The following is a 15,975-nucleotide window of genomic DNA, read 5'->3' as shown; positions in this document are numbered from 1 at the left end:
CCCGCCCGCGCGTCCGGGTGTCGGCGCCCGGTGTTTTCATGGGCGCATGAACAACGATCAAGCCGCCCCCGAGGTCCTCGCGGCGCTGCGCGCGGCGTTCACCGTGGACGACGGAGGTGAGTCGGCGCTCGGCTGGGACGCCGTACGCGCCTTCGAGGCGGAGCACGGGGTGGAACTGCCCGAGCCCTACCGGTCGTTCGTGGCGGAGATATCGGACGGCTCGTTCCAGGGCCCGCCGGAGTACGGCCTCGTGGGGCTGGCCGAGCTGCCCTGCGACTGGGGCGACGACGGGGAGACGCGGGATCTCGGTCGGCCGTTCCCCCTCACCGAGGAGTGGGCGTGGGAGGAGGACGACGGTCCGCACGAGGACCGCGACGCCACCGTCGAGCAGGTCTTCGACCACGGGTCGATCGTGCTGGGCACGGACGGGTGCGCGATGAACTGGCACCTCGTGGTCACCGGCCCCCACCGCGGGCACATCTGGCATGTCACGGATGTGGGCGCCATGCCCTTCGGCGCCGAGTTCGGCCATACGACGTCCGCGTCCGGCTTCGCCGGCTGGGTGGCGCACTGGGCGGCCGGGAAGGACTGGTTCGACGCGGTGTGACGGCGAGAAAGGCGACCTCGACCGCGCCGGCGCTCTGGCCTGATAGAGCCGCCATAATGGCTTGATACATCGGATGTCTGAGGGACAGGGAGGGTTCGCTCATGGCGGTCACCGACGAGGCGATCGAGAAGATCAAGAGCATGATCGTCTCGGGCGCGCTGCGCCCCGGCGACCGGCTCCCCAAGGAGAGCGAGCTGGCCGCCGATCTGGGGCTGTCCCGCAACTCCCTGCGCGAGGCGGTACGCGCCCTGTCACTGATCCGGATCCTGGACGTACGGCAGGGCGACGGTACCTATGTCACCAGCCTCGATCCCCAAGTCCTGCTGGAGGCGCTGAGTTTCGTCGTCGACTTCCATCGCGACGACACGGTCCTGGAGTTCTTCGCCGTACGCCGCATCCTGGAACCGGCGGCGACCGCGATGGCGGCCCTGCGGATCAGCGAGCAGCAACTGGACGCGCTGAGTGCCCAGTTGGACAGGCTCGGCACCAGTCCTTCGGTGGAGGAGCTGGTCGCCTGCGATCTTGAGTTCCACCGGGGCATCGTGCAGACCTCCGGGAACTCCGTGCTGTGTTCGCTTCTCGACGGCCTGTCGGGGCCGACGACCCGGGCCCGTGTCTGGCGGGGGCTGACCCAGGAGGACGCCGTCAGCCGGACGCTGCACGAACACCGCGCCATCCTGGCCGCCCTCCGCGACCGCGACGCGGACGCCGCGCGCTCCTGGGCCACGGTGCACATCGCGAGCGTGGAGCAGTGGCTGCGCTCATCGCTGTGAGAAGTTGATCATTTCCGGTCTCGACGGGCCGACGCGTGTTCGAGCCGTGCGATCGGGGCAGTGATCCGTTCACTCCCCCGTGCAAGGGGGCTGCGGAGGCCCCCTCGGCACGCCGTAAGGTTGGGGCGTACGAGAGGGCACGTCGGAAGGAGGCGCTGGGTGATCGAGCTGGAGGGGGTTCCCGAGCTGATCGACCCAGTGATGGTGGCCGCGTTCGAAGGCTGGAACGACGCCGGCGACGCCGCCTCCACCGCGGTCGCGCACCTGGACAGGGAATGGAAGGGCGAGGTGTTCGCGGCGCTGGACGCCGAGGACTACTACGACTTCCAGGTGAACCGCCCCACGGTGTGGCTGGACGGCGGGGTACGGAAGATCACCTGGCCGACGACGAGGTTGTCGGTGGTCAGGGTCGGTGGCGACAAGCCCCGTGATCTCGTGCTCGTCCGGGGTATCGAGCCGTCGATGCGCTGGCGCTCGTTCTGCAACGAGCTGTTGGGCTTCGCCCATGAGCTGGGTGTGGAGCTGGTGGTCGTCCTGGGCGCGCTGCTCGGTGACACCCCGCACACGCGTCCGGTCCCGGTCAGCGGGGTCACGTCCGACCCGGACCTGGCCCAGCGGATGGATCTGGAGGAGACCAAGTACGAGGGGCCCACGGGCATCGTCGGCATCCTCCAGGAGGCCTGCACGCACGCGGGCGTCCCGGCGGTCTCGCTCTGGGCCGCGGTACCGCACTACGTGTCCCAGCCGCCGAACCCGAAGGCGACGCTGGCCCTCCTGAACCGCCTGGAGGACCTGATCGACGTGCGTATCCCGCTGGGCGAGCTGCCCGAGGACGCGCGTGCCTGGCAGGTCGGCGTCGACCAGTTGGCCGCCGAGGACAGCGAGGTCGCTGAGTACGTGCAGACGCTGGAGGAGGCACGGGACACGGCGGAGCTGCCGGAGGCGTCGGGCGAGGCGATCGCGCGCGAGTTCGAGCGCTATCTGCGGCGGCGCGACGGGGGTGGCCCCGCCGGCGGCCCCACCGGTCCGGCCGGAGGGCATGCCACGGCCGACGGGGGTGACCTGGGGTCGGGTACGTGGAATCCCAAGGACAACCCCGGTGGGCGGACTCGACCGCCGAAGCCGCAGCGGCCCGAGACCGAGGGTGAGGATTCGTCGGAGGACTGAGTTCCGGCGTCTCGGAGAGCGGTTGCGGGTCCGTGGTGGCTGTCGCGCGGTTCCCCGCGCCCCTTCTGGGCGCGGGGCGTGCGCCGGCGGTTACATGACGCTCCTCTTCACTGCCACCACCGTGTACGCCGTGTCCGGTGTCGGGGTCGTCGTGAAGCGGGCGTTGGGCAGGTAGAGGCGGTTGTTGTAGGCCGCCACCGTCGTCGGGACGTCGAACGCGAAGTCCGTGAGGCGGTCCTCGAAGATCCCGCTGCGGCCGTCCTCGGCCAGCTTGAACACGTCGATCGCGTTCTGGCGGTTCTGGACCACGTACAGGCGCTGTCCGAGCAGGAGCAGCCCGTCGCCGTTGGTGAGGGGGGCCGCGTCACCGAGATCGACCAGCTTGGTGATCCCGGTCCTCGGGTCGACCCGGTGGAGGCCTCCGGCGCCGGACTGGACGACCAGCAGTGCCTTGCCGTCCGGGGTGCGAGTGATGCCGTTGGCGTTGACGACCTCGCCGGGGGCCTGGGTCCAGTCGCCGCTCAGCGTGACCGTGACGATCTCGTCCTGGGCCGGCAGCGAGCCCTGGCGGCCCAGTGGCAAGGCGTACAGGGCCGGCTGGAACGAGTCGGTGAACCAGGCGGCGCGCGGGGTGAGGAAGACGTCGTTGACGAAGGTGGGCGTCTTCGTGGTGAGCGTGTACGAGGCGATGATCCCGCCGGTGCGCGTGTCCACCACGCGGGCGCCCTGACCGCGCCCGGCGATGAACAGCCGCCCACGGTCGTCGAGTTTGAGCCCGACGGAGGGCGTGCCGGGGCCCGCCGAGATGATGCCGCCCTTGCCGGTGCGCAGATCGGCGCGGTAGATCGAGCCGTCGCCGAGGGAGCCCAGGTAGGCGTACGGGCCGTCGCCGATGGTGATGCCCTCGGGGCGGAAGCCGTCCGGCAGCGGGATGACGTCGGGCCAGGTGTCCCCGGTCGCCGAGGCGGTCGCGGCCGAGGAGCCGACGACCAGCGCGCCCGCGGTGGCGGCCGTGGTCGTGAGCAGTCTTCGCCGACTGAGGTGACGTGCGGACGAGGGTTGCGGGGGTGCCACGGTTCGTCCCTTCCACGAAGGAACCGGCGGCTGGCCGGTCCGGCTGCACTGACGTCTGTCACCCCATCACATGCGGACCCGCCTTGCAGCCTGTCGACGAGCGATCAACACGGGAACGACAGGGCCTCGACAGCCCCCGGACAGCTCCCGCGGATTGCGGTGGGCCTTCCGTTTCCGAAGGGATGGCGTGCTTCACGCCGAAGCCAGGGGGCGCCCCCTCCGCGCTGGAGGGGGCGCCCCACTACTCATGTGTCGCCTCTGCAGAGTCGTTACTTCACAGAGCCACGCCCAGGAGCGCGTCCACTGCACGCGACACGACACCCGGCGCGGCCTCGTCCGTGCCGCCCCGCTCCTGCTGGAGCGCGGCCCAACGGTCGACCGCGGCGAGGGCGGTGGGCGCGTCCAGGTCGTTCGCGAGAGCTTCCCGGATCTCCTCGATCAGGGCCTCGGCGGGCGGTCCGTCGGGCCGGGAGACGGCGGCACGCCACCGGCCGAGGCGGGCGACGGCGTCCTGGAGCACCTGGTCCGTCCACTCCCAGTCGGCCCGGTAGTGGTGTGCGAGGAGCGCGAGTCGTATGGCGGCCGGGTCGACGCCGTCGCGGCGCAGCTTGGAGACGAAGACCAGGTTGCCCTTGGACTTCGACATCTTCTCGCCGTCCAACGCGACCATGCCGGCGTGGACGTACGCCTTGGCCATGGGGAACTCGCCGGTCAGCGCCTGCGCGTGGGAGGCGCCCATCTCGTGGTGCGGGAAGGCGAGGTCGGAGCCGCCGCCCTGCACGTCGAAGCCCATGCCCAGGTGGTCGAGGGCGATGGCGACGCACTCGATGTGCCATCCGGGCCGGCCGCGTCCGAGGGAGCCGCCGTCCCAACTGGGCTCGCCCTCCCGCGCCGCCATCCAGAGCATCGGGTCGAGGGGGTTCTTCTTGCCGGGGCGGTCCGGGTCGCCGCCGCGCTCGGCGGAGAGCAGCCGCATCGCGGTGGCGTCGAGGCCCGATACCTTGCCGAAGTCGGGGTCGGACTCGACGGAGAAGTAGATGTCGCCTTCGAGTTCGTACGCGGCACCGGAGTCCCGGAGCCGCTCGACGAGCGGAACGATTCCGGGGATGGCCTCGACCGCGCCGACGTAGTGCCGCGGTGGGAGCATCCGCAGGGCGGTCATGTCCTCACGGAAGAGGGCGGTCTCCTTCTCGGCGAGGGCCACCCAGTCGATGTCGTCGCGGGCGGCCCGCTCCAGCAGGGGGTCGTCGACGTCCGTCACGTTCTGGACGTAGTGAACCTGCCGCTTGGTGTCGAGCCACACGCGCTGTACGAGGTCGAACGCGTTGTAGGTCGCCGCGTGACCCATGTGGGTCGCGTCGTACGGGGTGATGCCGCAGACGTAGATACGGGCGACGGGACCGGGGTCGAGGGTGATGAGCCCATCGGTCGCGGTGTCGTGGATCCGAAGGTCGCGGCCCTTGCCGGGCAGGGCGGGGACCTCAGAAGCGGGCCAGGCATGCATGCCACGAGCCTAACCCGATCGCCGCGCGGCCAATCCGGGTGCCTGGTGACTCGGGGGTACGCCTCGTTGTGCGACTGCGGCTGGTACGTGGCTGATCGCGCGGTTCCCCGCGCCCTGACGGGGCGCGGCTTGTGCTGTCCGGCCGCGGGCAGCCGTGCCGCCGGGGCGGAGCGGAGCCGTCAGACCGGCGGCCAAGGGATGGCCGGCCACTCCCCGCTCGGCTCGGGGTGCCGTCCGCTCTTCAGCAGCGCGACAACCCGCTCCCTCGTGGCGTCCAGCTCCGCCACCGTGATCAACCGCGACAGCTTCACCGCCAGCGCCCCGCCCTCACCGAGCGCGTCCCGCAGCCGCTCCAGGACGCCCACGGCCTCCTCCGTGAGCGGCTCCCCCGCCCAGCCCCACAGCAGCGTGCGCAGCTTGTTCTCGACGTTGAAGGTCACGCCGTGGTCGATGCCGTAGAGCCGCCCCTCGGCGGCGGGCAGGAGGTGCCCGCCCTTGCGGTCGGCGTTGTTGACGACCGCGTCGAGCACGGCGAGCCGTCGCAGCCGCGCGTCGTCGGCGTGTACGAGCAGCGCCGTCCTGCCCTCCCCCACCTCCGCGAAACCGACGGCCTTCCAGCCCTCCCCGGCCTCCTCCTCGTCCACGAGGGCGAGCAGCTCGGCCCCGGCCACGCCCTCGATCCACAGCTGGCACATGCCCTCGCCGTACGGCCCGTCCCGTAGCACGGTGGGCGGTACGAGCCCCCACCCCGTCGCCTCGGACACCTCGTACGCGGCGACCTCCCGCTGCGCGAGCGTCCCGTCGGGGAAGTCCCACAGGGGCCGCTCCCCGGCGACGGGCTTGTAGACGCAGGCGGCCTCCCGGCCCTCGTGCGAGACCGTGCAGTACAGCACCGCGTTGGACGCCTCGCGCACCTGTCCGCGCACGGTCAGCTCGCCCTCGGCCAGCAGCCTGACCGACGGCTCGGCCGGCGGGGCGGGCGACGACTCGGCGGAGGAGGTCACGCCCCGCGCCGGTATCCGTTCTGGCGCGGACATACGTGTCCCTCCGGATCGAGCGGCAGGCTGCACAGCGGGCACGGCGGGCGCCCCGCGTTGACGACGTCCAGGGCGCGCTTGGCGAAGGCACGGGCCTGGGCGCCGGTGAGGCGGACGCGGAGCATCGGCGGGCCGTTCTCCTCGTCCTGGAGCATCCGCTCCTCCGCCTCGGCCAGGTCCTCCTCGGAGTCGGCGTCCAGCTCCACCAGGGCCTGGGCCTCGACGATCATGCGCTCTTCGTCGCCGTCCCAGGCCAGCGCCATGGTGCCGACCCGGAACTCCTCCTCGATGGGCGTCTCCAGCGGTGCCGTGTCCGACACCTCGGTAGGCGTGACGGCCGGCACCGCGGCGCTGCCGCCGCTGCGCCGTACGACCTCGTCGAGCAGTTCGTCCATACGCTCGGCCAGTGCGGCGACCTGGGTCTTCTCCAGGGCCACGCTGGTGACACGAGGCCCGGAGGAGGCCTGCAGGAAGAAGGTCCGGCGCCCGGGCAGCCCGACCGTACCGGCCACGAAGCGGTCCGGGGGGTCGTAGAGGAACACCTGACGGGACACGTCCTGTCTCCATTGGAATCGACGTCGGGACCGGCCGCGTCGGCTGCTGACTTCCTCAGCGCCGCCGTGACCGCTTCACCCTACTGCGGTTGACGATCACGGTGCTCCCGCACCGCCCCCGACGGTCGCGTCACCGCTCGGGGGTTCCTCGCGCGGCGCCAGGGACGACAAGTCCCCGGTGTCGCCGAGGCGGACGAGAAAGGGCCTGAGTCGGGTGTAACGGATCGCGGTGATGGAACACGGTTCGACAGAGATCCGCTGGAAGAGGTCCAGATGAAGTCCGAGTGCGTCCGCGACGAGCGACTTGATGATGTCGCCGTGCGAGCACATCAGATACACGGCGTCGGCCCCGTGCTCCCGCTCCACGCGTGCGTTCCACTCCCGGACCGCCTCCGCGGCCCGGTGCTGCATGGCCCGCATCGACTCCCCGCCGGGGAACGCCGCCGCCGTCGGATGGGTCTGCACGACCTCCATCAGCGGCTCGTCGGCCAGTTCGGCGAGCTTGCGGCCGGACCAGTCGCCGTAGTGGCACTCGCCGATGCGGTCGTCGGTGTGCGGGCCGAGTTCGGGTCGGGCTTCGAGGAGTGGCCGGATCGTCTCCTGGCAGCGCTGGAGCGGGCTGGTGACGACCTCGGCGATCGGCAGCCCGGCGAGGCGGCCGGGGAGGGCCGCGGCCTGCGCGGCGCCTCGCTCGTCGAGCGCGACCCCGGGCGTCCACCCGGCGAGCACTCCCTCGGTGTTGGCGGTGGAACGTCCGTGCCGGACGAGGATCAACGTGGGCATGCGGCCCAGCGTAGGCGCTCCGGCGGGTGCGCGGGACCGCGTTGCAGGTCGCCTGTGAGTCCGTCGTGGCTGGTCGCGCAGTTCCCCGCGCCCCTTTCGGGGCGTTGCGCACGCGACCGGCTTCGCCCGACCCTGCTGAACACCCGCCGCGAGACATCGCCCGGCCGTGAAAGGAACTCCCCGTGATCGTCGACTGCGCCGTCTACCGCGACGGGCACCGCGCCGAGGGGCCCGACGACCTCTCCGACGCACTGGCCGCCGCCCGTGCCTCGGGCGGCTTCGTGTGGATCGGTCTGCACGAGCCGACGGAGAAGGAGTTCGCTCTGGTCACCGAGGAGTTCGCGCTGCACCCGCTGGCCGTCGAGGACGCGCTGAAGGCGCACCAGCGGCCCAAGCTGGAGGTGTACGACGACTCGCTGTTCATGGTCCTCAAGCCGGTCGTGTACGAGCCGGACAGTGACACGGTGAGCAGCGGCGAGGTCATGGTCTTCCTCGGACACGCCTTCGTCGTGACCGTCCGCCACGGCGAGGGCTCCCCCCTGGGCGTCGTACGCCGCCGTCTGGAGCGGGAGCCCGAACTGCTCGGCAAGGGGCCCACGTCGGTGCTGTACGCGATCACCGACGCGACCGTGGACCACTACCTGGACGTGGCGACGGAACTCCAGACCGACCTGGAGGAACTGGAGGCGGAGGTCTTCTCCCCCGACGCCGGCGGCTCCCGCAACACGGCCTCCCGGATCTACACCTTCAAACGCCAGGTCCTGGAGTTCCGCCGGGCCACCGGCCCGCTCGCCGCGCCGCTCGTCCGGCTCTCGGGCACGGGCAACCCCGGCACCGCGGTGCCCTTCGTCGACGAGACGGCCCAGCCCTTCTTCCGTGACGTCAGCGACCACCTCACGCGGGTCAACGAGTCCGTCGAGGGTCTGGACCGGCTGGTCTCCGACATCCTCAACGCGCATCTGGCGCAGATGAGCGTCCGCCAGAACGACGACATGCGGAAGATCTCCGCCTGGGCCGCGATGGCCGCGATCCCCACCATGGCGGCCGGCGTCTACGGCATGAACTTCGAGCACATGCCCGAACTGCGCTGGGGGTGGTCGTACCCGGTGCTCATGGCGCTGATGGCCGTGACGGAGATCCTGGTGTACCGGCTCTTCAAGCGCCGGGGCTGGCTGTAGCGTCTACCGCACGCGCACATGGGGAGCGTCCACGCCCACGCGCGCGTGCGGGTTTCGGGTGCAGGTGCAGGTGCAGGTGCAGGTGCCACCGGTGTCTCAGGTGAACTCGGGTGCCGCCGTGGCCGGTCCACCCAGTGCGTCGCGGCGTTCGGGCATCTCCAGCGTGACCATGCGGCGCCAGCCGAGGGCCCGCTCGTAGGCGTACACGGCGCGGATGCCGGCGGCGAGGACGGCCGCCTTGGCCTTCGGCCAGCCCAGGATGCGCCCCATGCGGTCCATCACGGCGAGGCTGACGTCCCGGTGGACGGCGATCTCGGCGAGGGCACATTCGCGGAGCGTTCGCTGGATGAGCCGTCCGTGTCCGGCGGCCGCGTAGCGCAGCAGTTCCTCGTGGGTGTAGGCCAGGTGGTTGTCCTCGTCGTCGGAGATCATCCGGACGGCCTTGCCGATCTCGGGGTGGTGCGCGAAGTGCTTGCGGAGCATCACCATCTGGTCGGCGGCGCGCTGTTCGGTGACCCGGCTGTGGGACAGGTAGACGATGATGTCCCGCACCGTAAGGGGCTGGTCGGCCTTGAGTTTCTCGTGGGCGAGGCCGATGCCGCCGCGTTCCAGGAGCATGGTGTAGTCGGTCTCGGGCGGAACCTCCACGGGTTGGAGGCCACGCTTCTTCATGAGGGCGTTGAAGATCCGCCCGTGCTTGTCCTCGTCGGCGCCGTGGCGGGTGATCTTGGGTGCGAGTGCGCGCTCGCTCGGTGGGACGAGCGCGGCGATGCGCGCGTTCTCCCAGCCGCCCTGGCTCTCGCCACTGGCGGCGATGGAGCAGAACAGTCGGAACGACTCGTCGTTGTCGACGATCTCCTGGAACAGACTCTTGGCCGAAAGCATCTGAGGCACCTCTCCGCAGGGGTCCTGGCACGGGTCCTGCAGAAAACGAGTCAAATGGGGTACCAGCAACCGGGCAACACCTGTGTCGGACAAATCCGCCGAACGAAGGACAGCGGGGCGGCGCGGGCGCGTAACCGAGTGGGCGGTCCCGCGTTGTCTCCGTGACGGCCGTGGCGGGGAAGACCCCCGAGCCCCCACCACGGCCGTGGCGCTTTCCGGTTCCGCCGTTCGGCTGTTTCGCGCTCTCTGGGACGGTTCCGCCGTCCGGGTTACGCGAGCCCGGCCAGCTCCATGGCCTTGGAACCGGCCCGGAGCGAGGCGATCCGCTCGTCCAGAGTGAAGCCGGCCGGGGCCAGGGTGAGGGTGGTGACCCCGGCCGCGGCATAGGCCTGCATCCGGTCGGCGATGCGCTCCACGGATCCGAGCAGCGTCGTCCGGTCGATCAGCTCGTGCGGGATGGCGGCGGCGGCACCGGCCTTGTCACCGGCCAGGTACTTGTCCTGGATCTCGGCGGCCTCCTTCTCGTAACCCATGCGCCGGGCGAGCTGGTTGTAGAAGTTCTGCTTGCGGCTGCCCATGCCGCCGACGTACAGCGCGGTGTACGGACGGAAGGTGTCGGCGAGCGTCGTGACGTCCTTGTCGTCACCTACGGCCAGGGGCAACGTGGGGCAGATGTCGAACCCGTCGAGGGTCTTGCCCGCCTTCTCGCGCCCGGCGCGCAGGTACTTGACGGCGGTGTCCTCCAGGTGCGCGGCCGAGGGGAAGATCAGCAGGGCGCCGTCGGCGATCTCTCCGGTCTGCTCCAGGTTCTTGGGGCCGATCGCGGCGATGTACAGCGGGATGTGCTCACGCGTGGGGTGCACGGTCAGCTTCAGGGGCTTGCCGGGGCCGCCGGGCAGCGGCAGCGTCCAGTGCTCGCCCTCGTGCGACAGGCGCTCGCGGGTCATCGCCTTGCGGACGATCTCCACGTACTCGCGGGTGCGGGCCAGCGGCTTGTCGAACTTGACCCCGTACCAGCCCTCGGAGACCTGCGGGCCGGAGACACCGAGGCCGAGCCGGAAGCGCCCGCCGGAGAGCGAGTCCAGTGTCGCGGCGGTCATCGCGGTCATCGCCGGCTGCCGGGCCGGGATCTGGAAGATGGCCGACCCCACGTCGATGCGGTCGGTCTTGGCGGCGACCCAGCTCAGCACGGTGGCGGCGTCCGAGCCGTACGCCTCCGCCGCCCAGCAGACCGCGTACCCGAGCCGGTCGGCTTCCTGGGCCACGGCCAGGTTGTCCGCGTCCATTCCGGCGCCCCAGTAGCCGAGGTTGATCCCGAGCTTCATATAGACCAGCCTTCCCCTTACCGATCAGTAACGTCCCTTGTGCGCCGACCATACCGGGCGGTGGCGCGTCAGGGCTCGGGAGGCGGGAGTCGTACGGCGGGTGCGGGTGGGTGGGGGCCGGACGCAGACGACGAACTCACCCTGTGGAAATCGGTCATCCACAGGGTGCCCACGCCACGAACCCTGGCCAGTAATGTCGGCGTTCATGGAGCAGAGGCATCTCGGCCGTACCGGCCTGCGAGTGTCCCGGATCGGGCTCGGCACCCTGACGTGGGGCCGCGACACGGACGAGCATGACGCCGCGGACATGTTGAAGGTGTTCTGGGAGGCGGGTGGCACCCTCGTCGACACGGCGGACGTGTACGGGGACGGGGAAGCCGAGTATCTGCTGGGCCAGCTGATGGACGGGCTCGTGCCCCGGCGTGACCTGGTCATCTCCACCAAGGCCGGCAGCGTCCCGGACCCCGAGCGCCGTTTCGACGGCTCCCGGGGCCATCTGCTCGCCGCCCTGGACGCCTCCCTCGCCCGCCTCGGCACGGACTACGTCGACCTCTGGCACATCCACGCCCACGACCCCGAAACCCCGTTGGACGAAACACTCCAGGCCCTCGATCTGGCCGTCAGCAGTGGCCGGGCCCGTTACGTCGGGGTCTCCAACTTCTGCGGCTGGCAGCTCGCGAAAGCGGCCACCTGGCAGCTCGCGGCCCCGGGCATACGCACCCGCCTGGCCGGTACGCAGTTGGAGTACTCCCTGCTGCAACGCGGCGTCGAGCGCGAGGTACTGCCCGCCGCGCTGGACCTCGGCATCGGGCTGCTGCCGTCCTCGCCGCTGGGCCGGGGGGTGCTGACCGCCAAGTACCGCCACATCACGCCCCCGGACTCGCGGGGCGGCTCGGAGCACATGGCACCGTTCGTCGCGCCCTACCTCGACGAGACGGCGACCAGCATCGTGGACGCGGTGCAGACCGCGGCGGACGGCCTCGCCGTGACCCCGCTCCAGGTGGCCCTCGCCTGGGTGCGCGACCGGCCCGGCGTGGCCGCGCCCATCGTGGGCGCGCGCAACGCGCTGCAGCTCACGGGGGCACTGTCAGTGGAGACGCTTAGTCTGCCTGAGGAGATCTGCCGGGCTCTCGACGATGTGTCGGCGCCCGTGCACCGCTATCCCGATCACGACTGGAGCACGCTGTGAGCACGGAGCCCGCGACCACGGGGAAGGACGAGCCGGAGGGACGGGGCGACGGGACACCGGAGGGCGTGCCCGCGGCCGAGGGTGGGACCGACGCCGGCGTCGGCGACACCGGTGCCGTCGCCGCGGGCGACGACTCCTCGTCGGCGGCGGACGCTGAGCCGAAGGGGGCCACCGAGACGGAGGCCACCGAAGCGACGCCCGAAGCCTCTGAGGCACAGGCCGAGTTGGCGGCGCAGCGGCTGGAGCGGGAGCGGATCGAGCGGCGGAAGGCGGAGAAGAAGGCGCCGATCGCGAGCGGGACCAAACTCAGCGGTTCGGCCGCCGATCTGCTGGCCGCCGTACGGGCCGTGGAGGGCGGGCAGAAGCCCCCGGCGACCGTGTTCGGCGAGGCGGAGCCCGCTCCGCGTCGGCCCGCGCCGGAGCCGGTGCGCCGGCCGCAGCCGGTGGCTCCCGCGGCCGGCGCGTCAGCTCCCTCGGGCGAGACGGTCGAGGGCGTGCGCGCGGTACTGACCGAGGGCGGCGCCCCCGAGGCGCTGGTGCCGCAGGTCGCCGAAGTGCTCGGTGAGGGCGCGGGCGCTCGACTGCGCGAGGATCCCTGGCAGCTGCTGCGGGTTCCCGGGGTGCGGCCGGAGCAGGCCGACGGGTTCGCGCGGGCGCTGCTCGGCGCGGAGTGCGGCCCGGACGACGAGCGGCGGGGCCGGGCGGTCACGGTGTGGCTCCTGGAGCAGGCGGCCGTCGCCGGGCACACGGCGCTGGAGGCCCCCACGCTCGCCGCCGCGCTCGCCCAGCGGTCGGTGCCCGACCCCGACGAGGCCGTGCAGAGCGCGGTCGCCGAGGGCGAGGCCCTGGTCTTCCAGGACGCGCTCGACGACGTCCCAGCCGCGACACGGTCCACGCCCCCTTCCGTCGCGGGGGCCGCCGACTCCGACGCGGATGACGAGGAGACGGACGAGGAGGAAGCGGACGAGGAGGAGCGCCCGGTCCGGGTCCTCATCGGCCTGGAGCGTTACGCACTGGCCGAGGAGAGCCTCGCCGACGGGCTCGCCCGCGTCATGAACTCGGTGCCCAAGGAGGATGCGACGGACTGGGCCTCGGCGGCCGCGTCGGCGCCTCGTGCCGCCGCCGAACTGATCCGTGCCGTCGCCGGGCACGGGCTCGTGCTGCACACCGGCGGCGAGGCGGCCGGCGCGGAGCCGGCGACGCTGGTCGCCTCCGCGCGGACGCTCGGGCTGCGGGCGTACGCGGCGGCGCTCGGCGCGGACGGCAGACGTCGGTTCGCGTCCCGTCTGGGCGGCGCCGAGGGCGGGGGCACCGCGGTGACGACCCTCGCCGGGCTGCTGTCCGGCGCCGAGGGGCCCGGCCGGGACGTGGACGGGGCGCTCGACCTCGACCTCCTCGTGGTCCTGGACGCCCCTCAGTTGGACGTCGAGACCGCCGCACTGCTCGCCGAGTCGCTGCCCGACGGGGCCCGACTGGTCCTCAGCGGCGACCCGGGAGTGCTGTGGTCCGCGGGGCCGGGGCGGGTCTTCGCCGATCTCCTCGCCGCCCGCGTCTGCCCCCAGGTCGCCTCCCGGACCCCCGACCCCGGCCCCATCGGCGAACTGGTCTCCGGCATCGGGATCGGCGAGCTGAACCAGGTCGACGCGCCGGGCAAGGAGGTCGTGATCGTGCCGGTGCGGGACGCCGGTGAGGCGGTGCACCGGACCGCACAGCTCGTCGTGGACTCCGTGCCCAGGGCGTTCGGCATTCCCGCCGAACAGGTGCAGGTGATCACCCCCGGCCACGGTGGCGCGGCCGGGACGCGTGCGCTCAACGCCGCGCTGAAAGAACGGCTGAATCCCGGCCCGGGCCGCTTCGGCGGATTCGATCCGGGCGACCGCGTGGCCTACTCCCCCGCGCCGGGGCGTACGAGCCCCGGGCTCGTGGTGGGGGCCGACGCGGAGGGGCTGCACCTGGAGTGCGCGGGCGCGGCCGTCGTCGTGCCGAGGGAGCGGGTCGAGCAGACCGTGCGGCACGGCTGGGCACTGACCGCGCACCAGGCCGTGGGGCACCGGTGGCCGGCGGCGGTCGTGGTGCTGCCGGGTGACGCCGCCCAGGCGTTGTCCCGTCCCTGGGTCTACACGGCCTTCGGGCGGGCCGAGCGGCACCTGTCCGTCGTCCACGGGGTGGAGCAGGCCCTGGCGCGGGCGGTGACCGAAGTACCGGCGAAGGCACGCACGACGCGTCTGCCGGCCCTGTTGAAGGCGCTGGTGCCGTCCGCCGATTGACAGTGCGGCGGGGCAGGAGCCGGGCAGGGCTCGGTTTCGCTCACCGGCGCTGCCCGGGCGCCGCCCGCGGCCGCCCGACGACGGACAGTCCCGAGCCATGAGGCACCGGGCCTGTCAGCGATCCCCGTCCAGGGGTTCCAAGTCGTCCTCGTCCACGTCCCCGTCCTCGTCCTCGTCCTCGTCCTCCTCATCGAGGGCTTCGAGGTCGAGGCGGTCGTCCCTGAGGTCGTCGTCGTCCGCGTCGTCGTCGAAGACCGCGCTGACGTCGAAGCGGCAGACGACCCGCTGCGGATCGACCTGCTCGAAGGGTGCCTCCAGCCACTCACCGGGCTCGGCGCTGTCGTCCGCCGCCGTCACCCACAGCGTGGAGTCGCCCTCCTCGAGGCCGAACTCCTTGTGCCGGGAGGCGATCTCGTCCGGTTCGAACTCCCCGAACAGCAGCCCCAGCGCCCCGTGCACCGTACCGGCCGGACCGTCGGACACAGCCGGCTCCTCGGCCGCCTCCACCCGCTGCGCCTGCGCGAGCAGCCGCTGCGGCTCGGCCACCGTGTAGTCCCGGCGGATCAGCACACTGAGCGCGCTGGGTTCCTCGGGGCCGGTGTAGGGCGGCATGTCCTCGGTGCCGGGGATCTCGAAGGGCGTGACCTCGTCGTAGCGGTCGTAGAGCAGTTCGTCGTACTCCTCGGCGGCCGCGGCCAGCTCGTTGAACGCCTCGTAGACGGCCGGGTCGTCCTCCCCCGACCGGCGTTCGACCGCGGCCAGGTGGCGGTCGAGCGCGGTCTTGACCGCCTCGGCGGCGGCGCGTACCTCGGCAGCGGTGGGCTGCGCAGCATCAGACATAGTGCAGACGCTATCCGTACCGGGCCCCAGCCCGCACAATAGATACCGATGCCGGAATACGAATTTGTCGACGTGTACGTACCGCGCGGGGTATCCCGCAAGGACGCCACACGCCTGCTGACGGACCATGCCGAGTACGGACACTGGGAGTTGGACCGACTGAGCCTGATGCGTGATGGCAGCCGCAGGGTGCGGTTGCGCCGACGGATCATCCGCCAGGTGCGCGCCACGTGGTGAGTGGGCGGATCGCAACGGAGCGGGCCCCGCTGGTGCTGGGCCCGCTCCGTTGGTGTCCGCGGGACCCGGTTACAGAGCGGCGGCCCGTGCCTTGCGGTAGATCAGGGCGCCCCCGAGCAGCGTCCCCGCGCCGACCGACAGTGCCAGGCCGAGGGGCACCTCGGCACCGGTCTGGGCGAGCTGTGCGGCGGCGCCGGACCGGGTGACGGTCTGCGTACCCGGGGTGTTGGTGTCACCGCCGGGGGTTTCGCCACCCGGGTCGCCCGGCTTCCCGGGCTGCTGCGGCGACACTCCCTCGCTGTCGGCCGGCGGCTTCTGGTGGCCACCGCCCGGGTGCTCGTGCGCCCCTCCGTCGCCCGAGTTCCCGCAGTCGTCGCCCGTGGTCCCGTTGCCGACACCGATGACGTCGACGGTGTTGCCGCAGGCGTTGACCGGCACATGGACCGGAACCTGGATGTGGTTGCCGGAGGCCACACCCGGGGAGTCGCCGGTGTGGCCGTCGGCCTGGGAGCCGCCGCCGTGCGACGCACCGGAGCCGCCGCCGTGGTGGTAGCC

Annotated in this window: 16 protein-coding genes; 7 read left to right on the top strand and 9 right to left on the bottom strand. The window is 71.9% G+C overall.

Going from position 1 to position 15,975, the window contains the following annotated elements:
- Positions 1 to 46: 46 nt before the first annotated feature.
- The 3 genes from ACFY9I_RS15595 (at position 47) to ACFY9I_RS15585 (ending at position 2,547) form a co-directional block, all read left to right on the top strand.
- A complete protein-coding gene (locus ACFY9I_RS15595; RefSeq protein WP_391001779.1) occupies positions 47 to 607 on the top strand; it encodes an SMI1/KNR4 family protein in 561 nt (186 codons plus the stop codon).
- A gap of 101 nt (positions 608 to 708) precedes the next feature.
- Positions 709 to 1,380, top strand: a complete 672-nt coding sequence (locus tag ACFY9I_RS15590) for an FCD domain-containing protein (protein WP_391001777.1) — start codon at positions 709 to 711, stop codon at positions 1,378 to 1,380.
- Between the two features lie 159 nt (positions 1,381 to 1,539).
- Positions 1,540 to 2,547, top strand: coding sequence for a PAC2 family protein (locus ACFY9I_RS15585; RefSeq protein WP_391001775.1), 1,008 nt, complete (start codon positions 1,540 to 1,542; stop codon positions 2,545 to 2,547).
- A gap of 90 nt (positions 2,548 to 2,637) precedes the next feature.
- Here ACFY9I_RS15585 and ACFY9I_RS15580 read toward each other — a convergent pair whose 3' ends face one another.
- From ACFY9I_RS15580 to ACFY9I_RS15560, 5 genes are all read right to left on the bottom strand, one after another.
- Positions 2,638 to 3,621: an SMP-30/gluconolactonase/LRE family protein gene (locus ACFY9I_RS15580; protein ID WP_391001773.1), complete on the bottom strand. Its 984-nt coding sequence runs from the start codon at positions 3,619 to 3,621 to the stop codon at positions 2,638 to 2,640.
- Positions 3,622 to 3,895: 274 nt separating this feature from the next.
- Positions 3,896 to 5,125 (bottom strand): cysteine--1-D-myo-inosityl 2-amino-2-deoxy-alpha-D-glucopyranoside ligase, encoded by a 1,230-nt coding sequence (gene mshC, locus ACFY9I_RS15575; protein WP_391001771.1) that lies wholly within the window; start codon positions 5,123 to 5,125, stop codon positions 3,896 to 3,898.
- A 179-nt stretch (positions 5,126 to 5,304) separates the two neighbouring features.
- Entirely contained in the window at positions 5,305 to 6,162 is an 858-nt protein-coding gene (locus tag ACFY9I_RS15570) for an SCO1664 family protein (protein WP_391001769.1), read from the bottom strand.
- On the bottom strand, positions 6,126 to 6,716 hold the full coding sequence (locus ACFY9I_RS15565; protein ID WP_391001767.1) for a DUF3090 family protein: 591 nt from the start codon (positions 6,714 to 6,716) through the stop codon (positions 6,126 to 6,128). Before ACFY9I_RS15565 ends, ACFY9I_RS15570 begins: the two co-directional genes overlap by 37 nt.
- A 96-nt stretch (positions 6,717 to 6,812) precedes the next feature.
- On the bottom strand, positions 6,813 to 7,499 hold the full coding sequence (locus ACFY9I_RS15560; protein WP_391001766.1) for an MSMEG_4193 family putative phosphomutase: 687 nt from the start codon (positions 7,497 to 7,499) through the stop codon (positions 6,813 to 6,815).
- A 182-nt stretch (positions 7,500 to 7,681) separates the two neighbouring features.
- Here ACFY9I_RS15560 and corA point away from each other — a divergent pair, with 182 nt between their 5' ends.
- Complete coding sequence (gene corA / locus ACFY9I_RS15555; RefSeq protein WP_391001764.1) at positions 7,682 to 8,677, top strand: magnesium/cobalt transporter CorA; 996 nt, start codon at positions 7,682 to 7,684, stop codon at positions 8,675 to 8,677.
- Positions 8,678 to 8,773: 96 nt separating this feature from the next.
- Here the strand turns inward: corA and ACFY9I_RS15550 are convergent, their stop codons facing one another.
- Entirely contained in the window at positions 8,774 to 9,562 is a 789-nt protein-coding gene (locus ACFY9I_RS15550) for a ferritin-like domain-containing protein (protein ID WP_391001762.1), read from the bottom strand.
- A 269-nt stretch (positions 9,563 to 9,831) separates the two neighbouring features.
- Positions 9,832 to 10,887: an LLM class F420-dependent oxidoreductase gene (locus ACFY9I_RS15545; RefSeq protein WP_391001761.1), complete on the bottom strand. Its 1,056-nt coding sequence runs from the start codon at positions 10,885 to 10,887 to the stop codon at positions 9,832 to 9,834.
- A 205-nt stretch (positions 10,888 to 11,092) separates the two neighbouring features.
- On the opposite strand from ACFY9I_RS15545, the gene ACFY9I_RS15540 reads away from it, so the two are divergent.
- Positions 11,093 to 12,076 carry an aldo/keto reductase gene (locus ACFY9I_RS15540; protein ID WP_391001759.1) on the top strand — a complete coding sequence of 328 codons (984 nt, stop codon included), beginning with the start codon at positions 11,093 to 11,095 and terminating at the stop codon, positions 12,074 to 12,076.
- The gene (locus ACFY9I_RS15535) at positions 12,073 to 14,343 is read left to right on the top strand and encodes a helix-hairpin-helix domain-containing protein (RefSeq protein ID WP_391001757.1); all 2,271 of its coding nucleotides are present in this window, start codon (positions 12,073 to 12,075) and stop codon (positions 14,341 to 14,343) included. The genes ACFY9I_RS15540 and ACFY9I_RS15535 overlap by 4 nt, the downstream gene beginning before the upstream one ends.
- Before the next feature lie 114 nt (positions 14,344 to 14,457).
- Here the strand turns inward: ACFY9I_RS15535 and ACFY9I_RS15530 are convergent, their stop codons facing one another.
- Entirely contained in the window at positions 14,458 to 15,183 is a 726-nt protein-coding gene (locus ACFY9I_RS15530; protein WP_391001755.1) for a hypothetical protein, read from the bottom strand.
- Between the two features lie 48 nt (positions 15,184 to 15,231).
- Here ACFY9I_RS15530 and ACFY9I_RS15525 point away from each other — a divergent pair, with 48 nt between their 5' ends.
- Positions 15,232 to 15,420 carry a DUF5703 family protein gene (locus ACFY9I_RS15525; RefSeq protein WP_007380901.1) on the top strand — a complete coding sequence of 63 codons (189 nt, stop codon included), beginning with the start codon at positions 15,232 to 15,234 and terminating at the stop codon, positions 15,418 to 15,420.
- A gap of 69 nt (positions 15,421 to 15,489) precedes the next feature.
- On the opposite strand, the gene ACFY9I_RS15520 is transcribed toward ACFY9I_RS15525, so the two are convergent.
- Positions 15,490 to 15,975: chaplin family protein (locus ACFY9I_RS15520; RefSeq protein WP_391001753.1), on the bottom strand; the 486-nt coding region annotated here is incomplete at its 5' end.

Origin of the sequence: Streptomyces sp. NPDC012510, from assembly GCF_042955065.1 — a bacterium.
Classification (GTDB): Bacteria; Actinomycetota; Actinomycetes; order Streptomycetales; family Streptomycetaceae; genus Streptomyces.
This window is presented reverse-complemented; position numbering and strand designations above follow the sequence as displayed.